The organism is Dasania marina DSM 21967 (genome assembly GCF_000373485.1).
Classification (GTDB): domain Bacteria; phylum Pseudomonadota; class Gammaproteobacteria; order Pseudomonadales; family Dasaniaceae; genus Dasania; species Dasania marina.
The window spans coordinates 482,845-496,006 of sequence record NZ_KB891576.1; the positions used below are offsets into that span (position 1 = coordinate 482,845).

Below are 13,162 nucleotides of genomic sequence, written 5' to 3' on the forward strand. Positions count from 1 at the left end.
CTTTACCTCTTCCCCAAATACATACACGTAGTAAGGCTGGGCCTTAGCTACACTGACAAATAATATAATGCTTACGCACCTTGCCTAAAGACTCCCACACGCCATCAAAACCGGGCTGTACGATAAAGGCCTGGCCCTGGCTAAACTCTTGTGAATTACCCTCTTTGTCGGAGATGCGTACGGTACCTTCCAATATCAAACAGTACTCCATCTCGTTGGGGTGCTGTTTGATTTTATGGTATTCCTGCGACTCCCATATGCCTATGCTGACGCGGCCGTCGGCGCTATCGAAGGCTGGCCAATCGGTGGTGACGGGATTACCACTCAGCATCACTTCGGCGGGGGCGGTAACTGACTCACCGTCTTGCCCTTGTAGGCTATCAAAGGCAAATATGTGTTTTACAGGCATGGTAATTCCTCAATCGGATCATAAATAGGTGTTAAATCATTAAGAAAGGAGTGTAAAACAAGCCCGCAACCACTGTCTTACGGGCGGGACCGGCCGAAAAACCCGGTTAAACCGCTAAGGTATCGCCCTCGTTACCCTGTTCACAGGGCGAGGCCAGCCACTCAAAAGCACCCTCATGGCTGGAATCATGCAAGGTCGCATTAATCGCCCGTAATAGTGCCTTGAGTTTTTGCTCCATTTCCAAGCTTTTGTCATAACAAACAAAATAGGTAATGGTGGAGTGTATATGTGGTAACACGGTGGCTAAATGGCCTTGCGCTATGTCTTGCGCCACTAAATAGTGCGGTAAATACGCTATACCCAAGCCCGCCCTGACTGCCTCTACTATCGCCAAGGTATTATTAATATAGGTCACCTGGTCAGTGGCTATGGCTAATTCAGGATTATCCGAGAGTAACGATGTCCAATCACTATCATCCATTTGCCCCATAATAATTTGGTGCGTGCTTAAGGCCTCGGCACTAGTAATACTGCCATGCTGGGCCTGATACTCCGGCGACACCACCAATTGCATTTTCACCTTCATTAACGGTTTATAGTGCAAACCCTCAACCAGAGTGTTTACCCGTATAGCCACATCAATATTATTAGCCACTATATCAACTAGCTTATCTTCCAAGGCCAGTTTTAATTTTAAATCGGGATGTTGTTTTTTAACATTGGCCACCACCTTGGGCATAAAAACTGAGCCAAAACAGGTAGGCGCCGCTATGGTAAAGCTGCCCCCCACGCTTTTGCCGCTAAGGCTTTCAAAAACCTGATCCAGCTCCGAAAAAATAGATTGGCACTTCGTCGCCAATACTTCACCGGTAGCCGTTAACCGCACCGTGTTGCGGCAGCGCCTATCCAGCAACTGCACATTGAGTAAGGATTCTAACTTTTTTATTTGGTAGCTAACCGCCGACTGGGTGACGCATAGCTCCTCGGCGGCGCGAGTAAAACTATGGTATTTAGCTACCGTGTAAAAACCGTAAAGATGCGAGAGGTGATGTCGTGTTGCTGCCATCGTTTTTATATCCGCTATTAATTATTTTTATATCCATGACAGTAAAAACCGTTATTCCCTTAACTAAAGCGAGTCACTATACACACTAAAGCCCTGCTTTAGAATGCTCAATAAGAGGCATAAACCTAGGTGAAAATCGTCCTACTACCGAGAAAAACCCTGCATCTGTAAGCATAGCCGTTATTAAAATAATTGACGGCATCTTTTCAAATAATTAATAGCGACACACCCCTAATCACTGAGCTTATAAACCCTATCAATTATTTTAATAGACATCGCTAAAAAGTCAGATTATCTACCGTAAAAATGCCGTAAATTATCGCTAAACCACTGTTTATAAAAGACTTTTTAAAAACAGTAGCAAACTAACCCTACTAACAAATTTGATTTATGGAAATAATTTTTCGGCCAAAAAAATAGAGCTAAATCCGATTGATAACTCTTATTAAAAAATTTGACTAGCTAGCCTTGCAAAATGCTAACACTATCGAAAAACGGCATCGCTAAATGCATTACAGATCACAGTCCTAAATAACTGGCTGGTATTTATCCCTGTCACCCATACAGCAAAAAAATAGCACAACAATAAAGCAACCCTGTGGGGTCATGTTAACAACAACAAAAATAGATCAACGATAGTAAGGAGAGTCTCATGGGCCGTAAATCACGTCGTTCCAATAACCCCATTGCCAGCTTAATCAAACGTCTTCAATGGGCACACAACACCTCTAAGCAAACCGGCATACCCACCGATGAGCTGCTAGATCAATTGAAAGAACAGAAAAAAATACAACATGCACAGCGCCAAGAGCGACGTGACTTTGTTAAACACATGGGCATGGGGGTAGCCGCAGCGGGTGCCCTGGGTGCCGCAGCACCCAGTTTCGCAGGCAAGGGTGGCAAACCACCATCACCGCCACCTTCAGGTAATGTAGGTGTTGCCATTATCGGTGGCGGCTTAGCGGGCTTGCGCTGTGCTCACCGCTTACAGCAATACGGTATTAGCTCAAAAATTTATGAGGCCAGCACCCGTATAGGTGGTCGCTGCTTTACTACCCGCGGATTTTTCGACGATGGTATGAACGTAGAGCGCGGTGGTGAGCTTATCTCTACCGAACACAGCGCCACTCGTAACCTGGTTAACTCCCTGGGCTTAACGTTGGAAGACGTAGGCGGCGGTTCCTTACCTGGTGGTGAAGAGCTGTATCATGTAAACAATCAACTCTACACAGAGGCACAACTAGAGAGTGATTGGCGCGATCTTTACCCCATTTTCGGCAACACCGAAAGTGCTGCCCCTTGGCAGCCCACCTATGACAATCACAACGCTGAACATGTGCGTTTGGACCATATCAACGTTAATGACTGGATGAATCAAGTCGGCATAGGTGCCAACAGTAACTTTGGCCAACTGATGCAAGCGGATGTTATTTCAGAATATGGCTTAGCGCCCGAAGAACAAACCTGTTTGAATTTGGTTTATCTACTGGCTTGGAACTCCATCAATAACCCGCTACCGCTAGCGGGCACCGATGAGCGCTTCCACATCGTTGGCGGTAATGATGCACTAGTGTATAAACTAGCCGATGACTTACCCAACGACACCATAGTCACCGGCAAAGCCTTAACCGCAATTACCGGTGCGGCGCAAGGCCCTTATACCTGTACCTTCAACGACGGTAGCACCACCACCGCCAACAAATTGGTATTGGCTCTGCCTTTTACTAAGCTGCGTGAAGTCAGTATTGCCCCGGCGATATGGAATACTTTCTCCAGCGCCAAGCAACAAGCCATTAATGAAATGAGCATAGGTGCCAACGGTAAAATACACATACAAACTAAATCACGGCCATGGAGTGGTGTACGCAACGTTGATGGCCACAACATACAAATGAATGGCGTCAGTTATTCAGGCGGTGATGGCTTTGTTACCGTGTGGGATACGCAAGTTAACGGTAGCACTACCGGCAGCGTGATGTGTGATTATCTAGGGGGTCATCAAGGACGTAACCTCAGAGGCAGTCAGCCCTTTGCCAGCGCCAACAAAATCGATGTGAATAAGTTCTTAGGCCAAATCGAGCCGGTATTTCCTGGCACTACAGCAGCCTATGACCGCAAGGCACTAACCTCTAAGTGGGCAGTAAACCCCTGGTCTAAAGGTAGCTACTCTGCTCCAGGCTTAGGCCAATTCACCAGCTTCTGGGGTGCGCAATGGGAGAAAGAAACCACCAACAATGTACACTTCTGTGGTGAACATACCTCAGTAGAGTATTGGGGATTTTTGCAAGGTGCCGTAGAAACCGGTGAACGCGTAGCCACAGAAATTCACCTCAGTTAATAACACTACGCTCATTAAATAGCGGCAAGGATGGTGCTATTTAATTATCAACAACCTCTTCGTAACCTGCTGGCTTAACTAGTAGGTTTTTATACTATAAAACTCCCATTTCAACATTTTTATTGCCAAATATATGTTGTTTATAGCTAATAAACGCACATCCATATTATCCACTCTCGTTAAGTCACTCTTCTATAAGAGAAATTACACAACAAATAATTATATCTACTCAATCACCTACACTGCATGGCGGTGATTTTATAGCTGTTATCAAATATTTTGATTAGCTTCTGTCGCTCAGCTGTAACAATATCCCCTCGGCGCTAAAAAATGTTTTACCGCTAACAAAAAAATAACAATAACAAAAAATAAGCTAGCTTATTTTTTAACGCCACCTCTAATTCAGCCACGCACTCTCCCCCTAGGCTGTGTAGTTTAGTTATTAACAACAAAAATAGACTAACGAAATGATAGGAGAATTCTATGGGCCGTAAATCACGCCGCTCAAACAACCCCATCGCAGGTTTAATTAAGCGTTTGCAATGGGCACAACACACTTCAAAAAAAACCGGTATACCCACTGATGAGTTGCTGGATCAATTGAAGGAGCAAGAAAAAATCCAGTATGCACAGCGCACGGAGCGACGCGACTTTGTTAAACATATGGGTATGGGTGTAGCCGCTGCCGGCGCTTTAGGTGTAGCAGCACCTAGCTTTGCAGGCAAAAAGCCACCGCCACCACCGTCAGGTAATGTAGGCGTTGCTATTATCGGCGGCGGTTTAGCCGGTTTGCGCTGCGCCCATAGATTGCAGCAGTACGGCATAAGCTCAAAAATTTATGAAGCCAATACCCGCATAGGTGGCCGCTGCTTTACTACCCGTGGATTTTTCGACGACGGCATGAATGTTGAACGCGGTGGTGAGCTAATTTCTACCGAGCACAGCAATATACGCAACCTAGTTAATCAACTAGGCCTAAGCCTAGAAGATGTAGGTGGTGGCGCCCTGCCCGGCGGTGAAGAGCTTTACCGTGTTAACAACCAGTTCTATACCGAAGCCCAGTTAAGCAGCGACTGGAACTCTATACACACTATTTTTGGCAACACCGAAAGTGCCGCCCCTTGGCAGCCCACCTATGACAATCACAATGCTGAGCATGTACGCTTAGATTATACAGACGTAAATACTTGGTTAGATGACGTAGGCATAGGCGCCAGCAGCAACTTTGGCCAACTGATGCAAGCCGATGTTATTTCGGAATACGGCCTAGCTCCCGAAGAACAAACCTGCTTGAACTTGGTTTATTTAATGGCATGGAATTCCATTAATAATCCCTTACCGATAGCGGGTACCGACGAACGCTACCACATAGCTGGCGGTAATGACTCCTTGGTATACGCCATGTCTGACGATTTACCAGTAGACACCATAGTCACTGGCAAAGCTTTAACCGCTATTACCGGCAATGCGCAAGGCCCTTATACCTGCACCTTTAACGACGGTAGCACCACCACCGCCGATAAGCTGGTATTGGCTCTGCCTTTTACCAAGCTGCGCGAAGTCAGTATTGCCCCGGCAATATGGAACACCTTCTCCAGCGCCAAGCAGCAAGCGATTAATGAAATGAGCATAGGCGCTAACGGTAAGATACATATACAAACCGATTCACGCCCATGGGATGCAGTACGTAACATTGACGGCCACAACATACAAATGAATGGCGTTAGCTATTCCGGTGGCGATGGCTTTGTTACGGTATGGGATACTCAAGTTGGCAGTGGCACAACCGGCAGCGTCATGTGTGATTACTTAGGGGGCCATCAAGGCCGAAACCTTAGTGGTAACCAGCCTTTTGGCAACGCCAGTAACCCCAACGTCAATAACTTCCTAAGCCAAATCGAGCCGGTATTCCCTGGCACTACCGCCGCCTACGACAATAAAGCCCTAAAATCTAAGTGGACGGTAAACCCTTGGTCTAAAGGTAGTTACTCTACCCCAGGCCTAGGCCAGTTCACCAGATTTTGGGGTGCGCAGTGGGAGAAAGAAACCACTAATAACGTACATTTCTGCGGCGAGCATACGTCAGTAGAATACTGGGGCTTCTTGCAAGGTGCCGTAGAAACCGGCGAACGCGCAGCCACGGAAATTTTCCAAAGCTAAGCTAGCCATTCAAGCTATAGACCAAACCCGGCTTATCTTTTAACCGGGTTTTTTTATGGCTAGCGATTAAGCCTGGCTGTTTTTTAAATAGGCTTTTGGGGTTAGACCTGTGTGTTGTTTAAAAAACTTATAAAAGGTTGAAGTCGAATTAAAACCCACCTGCAAGGCAGCGTCACTAATATTATGGCTAAAGTCATCACTTAATAATTTCAGTAAATGTTCTATCCGCGACAAATTTACATATTCATAAAAACTTTTTTGTAAGCCACTATTCAGTGCATAGGATATTTGGTTGCGGGTATAGCCGGTAGCCTTAGCCACTTGCGCTAGGTTTAAACGGCTATCTAAGTAGGGTTGATGCTTTTCAAAGTAATCGCGTAGATCCTGTAACAAAATCTGCAGGCGACTATCGTCTAAACCTATCTTGCCTTTTTTCTCGCTACTCAACTCTTCTTGCGAACGTATTAATGATGAATACTCATTAATACGAATAATCTTGCCATCCGACACCGTTAAGGCCTCGCTGGAGCGATAATGGTAAATCTTGTTATTGGCACGTTTAATGGAATAGTTGTATTGAATAAACGCCGTATCGCCATCCACTCTTATGCGATCGGTGTGCTGCAAGGTCACTAGACTGGGGGTTAACAAGGTAAAGGTAAGGTAGTCGGCTAACTCGTCGCGGGTAATTTCTATATTATTAAGATAATCAAAATAGCGTATATCGGGGTGATACAGCGACATAATGCCGGTGATATCGCCCTGCAACCAATACTGGTGGTGGCGGCTCACTATAGCCAAGGTTTGTTCGCTACCCGTCGAATTATCTGTGTGCTTTGCCATACCACCCTATACCGCTTTAGCTATGATGCCTGAGAGTTGAACTACTGGGGCGACAAATTCTATGCTAAAGGCTGAATAAAGCAAATGGCTAAAACGCAGCCATAAAAAATCCCACTACAATCGGCCTGGCATTTAATAAGTGCAACAAGTATTGCCCCCCGCATTACTTATTTTCTTATTGTAACAACACCATTGTGACTGAGTGGGATTTAAAACGGTTTACGTAACTAGGCGCTTATAACTCTTCGATGATATTGGTTTCAATTTCAACGTGAAAACGCCTGCGTTTCACCTCTTTGAAATACTCCTCTACATCGTAATATTCTTCAGGCCCCCAAACACCGGGCTTTAAGGCATTGCGTAATAATAACTGCGCGCCTATAGAGACATTCATAGAGGTAGCGGCATCGTTATAGGCTTCGTATAAAGGATCGGGCTTGGAAGACACCACACACTTCACCCGTGTTTTCTTACCATCCTTCATGCCTTCGCCTATGGCAAAGTGAATCTCATAACCTTCCTGCTCGGGAATTTTATCATTATTGCGCTCTATATTGCGGCGTATCACCGCTTGCAAATACTCTACCGGTTTAATATCCACACCCTTGATAGTAATAGGGTCGTCAAAATCACCGAAACCAGCTTTGACTATGCCTACCCAAGCTTCGTGCTCGCGGGCCGGTAAGGATAACTTCCAAGTAAACTCTTTAATGCCTTTATCGGCAAAGCCTTGGGCAAAGGGTACGGTTAGCGGCTCGGAATGTTGTGAGTAGATAAATTCAGTGGTACCCCAGGGCTCGGGCAAGTCGATAATTTCATTACCGGTTTGTGGACCCACTTCACGCAAAGCGCCTTCTAAAAACTGCTGGCTGTTGTTAGCGTATTCACCCAACACGGTAGACTCGCTATAAGGCGGCACCAGTATGGGGTTTTCTGGCCCTTCAATTTCGGCAGCCCAATACAGATTAATTTTATCGATAGTATCTAAGCGCTCGGCTACCGCCTTGCAAGTCATATTGGACATACCGGGGTCAGCACCCAAACCTAATACCGCAGTCACGCCAGCTTTTTCCCACTCGGCATGCTCTTTCTTTTGCTTAACGGTATACACACCCATGCCGCCGTAATCTACATAGGGGGTTTTAGCTTCTAAGCAGTAATGGAAAATATCCATTTGATAGCCCGCAAAAGTCGGCACGGCATTGATGCAGATATCAGCATTGCGCAGCAGCTCCATGGTGGCGTCTTTATTGGTTACATCGAGAATAACCGAGCTAATACGCTCATCGTTTAACTCGCCTAATAATTCATCCATACGCTGTGGTGAAACATCAGCCACTACCAAGCTATCTACACCTGAGGATAATTCCGATACCAAGTCCCTAACCGTGCCGGACCCCATAAGGCCAGCGCCACCTAAAATTACAATATTCATTAACAACCTCTTATGTCATTTTTTTAATCAAACACACAAACCATAACGCCCTGTTAGTAGCGTTACTATTTACTTAATTCGTTTTTTTTTACGCTTTGTTATTTGTATTAGCGCTCCTCAAAGTGCGGTTATTTAACGTCCCCAAAGCGATTAAGGCGCACAGCAAGGTAAGCCCCACCACACCAGCGGCCACCCAACCCATTAATACATAGCCACCGGCATCTAAAATATAACCCGAAATAACCGGTGCCACTGCCGAGCCAGCAATCAGCAAACCACCCGATGCCGCCACGATGCGGCCATCTTTATCCAACTCGGCAGCTAATGAGGTTAAGTAGGCTAGGGAATAAAAATAACTAATAGAAATTAGCGACACCGTCGCGGTATACAACGCCACAGAATCGGTGGATAGCAACACCATCACGGTGACTAGGCCTGAACCCAACACACCAATAATGACCGGCATTTTTAAGCCAAAACGCGAACCCATCAAAGTTGCAATAACCGGCCCTAATAAACCCAATACCGCTTGCAGCGACAGTAAATTACCCACCTCTGCCGAAGAGTAACCGACGCCAGCACCTATACGCTCGACAAAAGCCCAGGACATGGTGTCGCGCATTTGAAAGCAAAACATAGCCAACATCATCACTATGCCCGCCAGCGAAAACAGCTGTTTGTTATTAGTGCCTGCCGCGGCTTCAGCATGTACTGCAGCGCTGGGGTGTTGCGGTAAACCCAACAGCAACAAGCTGACCACCGCAATGGTTGCCGCCAATGCGCCGTAGCTGCCCTGGTAACCATACATATCGCCTACCCGCGCAAAGATCATCATTAAGGCCACCATAATCACCACAAAAAAGATGGACATATGAGCGGCCATTTTTTCTGGGTTTTTAGAACAGGCCACCGTGGCATTACCAGCGGCCAGTGCCAAGCCACAACCTAGGCCAGCAATCGCGCGGCACAGCATCAGTAATTCATAAGACAGGCTAGTCATGCTCACTAGGTTGGCGGCTATCGCCAAGGCAGCACCACTCATAGCTAGAGTACGACGCGGCAAGCGCCCTATCCACGGTGCCACTATAAATGAGCCTAGGGTTACCGACAGCAATTCGGCGCTGCCCAACCAACCGGCCTGCGAACCACTTAAACCCAAGGAGCTCATGGTGGCACCGATTAAAAAAGGCAGCACTAATAAAGACAACATACCTATGCCATAGGCTGCCGCAGCGGCACCTAAGGTGGCGGGCCAATCATCAGGCAGTGAGTCTTTTAATAAGCCGTTTTTACTATCGGCTATGGTGTTATCTAAGCTATTCATGGGGGGACCTGCTATTTATTATTGAATGGGCGCTAACTGTATCAAGCCAATAAGTTTTCTACTTCTGCCAATTCGGCTTTGGTGTTAATGCCTAACACTTCCTGTGGATCACCTTCCACAAAGGCGCAGTTAAGACCTTTGCTTTTAGCGATGGCAACAACATCGGTTAAGTAATACTCACCTTTAGAATTATCATCCGTAATCGCATCTAATAATTCAAACAGGTATTGGCCGTCAAAAGCCATCACCCCAGAATTACAGAGGTTGGAAGCTTTTAACTGCTCGTTACAGTCAACAAATTCAACTATAGCCTCTAACTGACCATCTGCGCCTTCTTGTAAGCGACCATATTGCAATGGATCATCAGGGCGAAAGCCTAACACCACTACCGCAGGCTGGGCGGCGCTATGCCGCTCTGCTAATAAACGCTGTAACGTAGCAGTGGTAATTAAAGGCGTATCGCCATAAACCACCAACACATCACCATGAAAATCTTCCAGCATAGCTCTAACGGCTTTTACCGCATCGCCAGTGCCTGACTGCTGATGCTGTATCGCGGTTAGGCGTGGTGCGACACAGGCTTTTACGTTATCCATATCGGGGCCTATCACCACCACGCACTTGTCAGGGTTAATGCCATCCACTGCTTTTAATAAGTGGCTAATTAAAGGCTGACCTTTTAAAGGCTGTAACACTTTCGGCAAATCCGATTGCATGCGCGTGCCTTTGCCCGCGCCTAATACCACTACGGCTACTTCTGCTTGTTGCTGGCTCATAACAATTCTTCTTTTAACGCTTATTAATAACGGGTATTCGGGTTCTGCTTATCGCTAGCGCTTATTGAGCATCGGACACTTATTTAGCATCGGGATGAAAAGCTGAATCCGGATAGGGATACCACCAATCGTGCATAATGGGGTCGGCGTCTTGTATCACCATTTTACTTTGACGGAAGGCATTTAAACCTTCGCGGCCCAGCTCGCGACCCAAGCCCGACATTTTGGCACCGCCAAAGGGTAAGGCATCGTTATCTATCATAGGGTTGTTGACCCATACCATGCCGGTCTGTAATAGCTCGGTGGCTTTAGTCGCTTCTTTAAAGTCGTTAGTAAAGATACAAGCACCTAAACCAAACCGTGAGTTATTGGCTTTGGCTATCGCCTCATCCACATCTTTCACTCGACAAATCGCCGCTACAGGGCCGAACACTTCCGAGTTCATAATTTCCATATCATCGGTAACATCGGTCAAAATAGTAGGCTCGTAATAAGCGCCGGTATCAAAACCGTCAGGGATTTTGCCACCGCAGACTATGGTTGCACCTTGCGCAACAGTTTTGTCTACCAGGTTTTTAATTCTATCTCTGGCGGCCATATTCACCACCGGGCCTATTTCGGCCTTGCTTAAACCGTGGCCTATACGCAAGGCTTTGGCACGCTTGGCAAAGGCCTCTACAAATTCATCGTGTATGTCATCCACCACAAAAAAGCGTTCAGCAGAGGTGCACACTTGGCCACTTAAATGAAAGGCGGCACAGATGCTGCCCGCGGCGGCGATGTCTATATCGGCAGACGCGGCAATAATCATGGCATCGTTACCACCCGCTTCTATCACCGCTGGTTTCATCGCTTCGGCACAAGCGATATTGACCCTGCGACCGACTGCGACACTGCCAGTAAAGGCCACCGCATGGGTCAACTCAGAAGCAACTAGATGACTACCCACACTGGCGTTACCGGTGATACAAGAGGCCAAGCCTTCGGGCAGCACTTTAAAGTGATCCATAAACATCAGCGAACTGATAGAGGTCGCCTCGGCAGGCTTCATCACAAAGGCATTACCGCAAGCCAACGAAGCCGCGGCCGTCCAGGCGAATAATAAAATAGGGAAGTTAAAAGGCATGATATGCACACTCACCCCTAAAGGCTCGTAGCGGCAATACTGAAAAGACCCAATCTGAGTAGTACCGGCAATATGACCGCCATCATCACGGGCCATTTCAGCCATGTAACGAAACACGGGGCCTACGTTGGCAATTTCACCCAACGCTTCGGGGTAGGGTTTGCCCATTTCTAAACTCATCGCCTCAGCTACGGGCTGATGATTGGCGTGTTCTATAGAATCGGCAATTTTATGCAAATACGCCGCGCGAGTTTTGGCGTCGGTATTGGCCCATTTTTTTTGTGCAGCGTTGGCAATGGTTAAAATTTTATCAATCTCTTGCTCGGTAGGGCTGGCTATTTCAGACACCTGCTGTTCGGTAGCAGGATTGATAACCGGTATGCGCACATCGGAAACTGAATCGTGCAGGGCGTTGTTATAAAAAATTTTACCCGCACAATCCACTAAACCATTTCTTTTTTCACTGTTGCTCATGGTGATACTTCCTATCTATACATCTATAAATTTAATAAATTGATGCTTACTCGCAGAGCATGCCTCGAACTATGCCGGCATCAAACTGTAAGGGCGCAGAAACAAAACCCGGATGATTTCTATCCAACCAGTCGGCAAGTAACTGCAACTCTGGATTCAATAGAGATTGCTCTAGCAAGCGCTGCACGCGGGGTAAATAATCTAGGTAATGAGCCTTGCGGTCGCGCACACACAGGCGTACGAATATGCCCACAATTTTTATATGCCTATGAGCGCCTAATACGCTGTAGTCATAATGGAAATCGGCCGCCTGTTGAGGGCTAAAATCTTTGAGGTAATTTTGAATTAAGCGCTGCGCCATGGTTTGGTCTACATCGCGCCTAGCATCTTCAAACAAAGACACCATGTCATAGGCGCGGGAGCCGATTAAAGCATCTTGAAAATCGAGCAGGCCGCAGCTATTTAAACCACTTTCGCCCTCTATCACCATCAGGTTATCAACATGATAATCGCGCAACACCATGCATTCATTATCGCGCGAGAGCTGCGCCAATAATTGCTGCCACACGTCCATATATTCACGGCGTAAGTTGGCCGAAATCTGGCCTCCGGTTCTGGCTGGCCAATACCAATCTATAAATAAGGCAGCTTCGTCTAGGTAATAACCTTGGTCGTACCTAGGGATATCGATTCGACTAACATCTAAATCATTGTGCAAACGCGCCAAGGCATTAATTGCCAAACTATATAAGGGCTCTGCTTGCGCGCCAGCATCGAGTAACTGGGTATAGGTTTGATTGCCAAAGTCTTCAATAATGGCAAAACCATTTTGTTCATCTAAGGCGTGAATTTTGGGCGCCCGTAAACCTACCGACAACAAATATTCAGCCACATTTATGTAACTGTCCATATCTTCGCTGTCGGGCGGAGAATCCATCAGCAGCGCCGACTGGCCATTATGGCTCAGGCGAAAATATCGACGAAAAGAGGCATCGGCCGTTAAAGCATCTAGCTGCCAATCATGCCAGGCAGTTTCCGCTAAAAAGGCGGCTCTTAAAACAGATCGCTGCTCGCCTTTATTACCGGCGTCAGCAACCACTACACTGTTTTTAGCACACATATGCGCTCCAAAAAATACGGATAAAAGAGCTGCACCCGAAGGTGCAGCCAAACTAGTCATACAGACCTAGGGGATAAGCCTAACTATTCAA

At 46.7% G+C, this 13,162-nt stretch carries 10 protein-coding genes; 2 read left to right on the top strand and 8 right to left on the bottom strand.

Annotation, left to right across the window (positions count from 1 at the left end):
- Positions 1-43 precede the first annotated feature (43 nt).
- Together B067_RS19830 and B067_RS0106740 are read right to left on the bottom strand one after the other, a co-directional pair.
- Positions 44-409, bottom strand: coding sequence for a cupin domain-containing protein (locus B067_RS19830; RefSeq protein WP_019529311.1), 366 nt, complete (start codon positions 407-409; stop codon positions 44-46).
- Positions 410-515: 106 nt separating this feature from the next.
- Positions 516-1,475 (bottom strand): LysR family transcriptional regulator, encoded by a 960-nt coding sequence (locus B067_RS0106740; RefSeq protein WP_019529312.1) that lies wholly within the window; start codon positions 1,473-1,475, stop codon positions 516-518.
- Between the two features lie 652 nt (positions 1,476-2,127).
- On the opposite strand from B067_RS0106740, the gene B067_RS0106745 reads away from it, so the two are divergent.
- Entirely contained in the window at positions 2,128-3,813 is a 1,686-nt protein-coding gene (locus B067_RS0106745; RefSeq protein WP_019529313.1) for a flavin monoamine oxidase family protein, read from the top strand.
- Between the two features lie 483 nt (positions 3,814-4,296).
- Positions 4,297-5,973, top strand: a complete 1,677-nt coding sequence (locus tag B067_RS0106755; RefSeq protein ID WP_019529314.1) for a flavin monoamine oxidase family protein — start codon at positions 4,297-4,299, stop codon at positions 5,971-5,973.
- A 66-nt stretch (positions 5,974-6,039) separates the two neighbouring features.
- Here the strand turns inward: B067_RS0106755 and B067_RS0106760 are convergent, their stop codons facing one another.
- From B067_RS0106760 to B067_RS19840, 6 genes are all read right to left on the bottom strand, one after another.
- A complete protein-coding gene (locus B067_RS0106760; RefSeq protein ID WP_019529315.1) occupies positions 6,040-6,816 on the bottom strand; it encodes a nuclear transport factor 2 family protein in 777 nt (258 codons plus the stop codon).
- A 235-nt stretch (positions 6,817-7,051) separates the two neighbouring features.
- Positions 7,052-8,251, bottom strand: coding sequence for a saccharopine dehydrogenase family protein (locus B067_RS0106765; RefSeq protein WP_019529316.1), 1,200 nt, complete (start codon positions 8,249-8,251; stop codon positions 7,052-7,054).
- A gap of 88 nt (positions 8,252-8,339) precedes the next feature.
- Positions 8,340-9,575 carry an MFS transporter gene (locus tag B067_RS0106770; RefSeq protein ID WP_019529317.1) on the bottom strand — a complete coding sequence of 412 codons (1,236 nt, stop codon included), beginning with the start codon at positions 9,573-9,575 and terminating at the stop codon, positions 8,340-8,342.
- Positions 9,576-9,616: 41 nt separating this feature from the next.
- Positions 9,617-10,351, bottom strand: coding sequence for an NTP transferase domain-containing protein (locus tag B067_RS19835; RefSeq protein WP_019529318.1), 735 nt, complete (start codon positions 10,349-10,351; stop codon positions 9,617-9,619).
- A 79-nt stretch (positions 10,352-10,430) separates the two neighbouring features.
- Positions 10,431-11,951, bottom strand: coding sequence for an aldehyde dehydrogenase family protein (locus B067_RS0106780; protein ID WP_019529319.1), 1,521 nt, complete (start codon positions 11,949-11,951; stop codon positions 10,431-10,433).
- A 46-nt stretch (positions 11,952-11,997) separates the two neighbouring features.
- On the bottom strand, positions 11,998-13,071 hold the full coding sequence (locus B067_RS19840; RefSeq protein WP_169335553.1) for an aminoglycoside phosphotransferase family protein: 1,074 nt from the start codon (positions 13,069-13,071) through the stop codon (positions 11,998-12,000).
- Between the last annotated feature and the right edge of the window lie 91 nt (positions 13,072-13,162).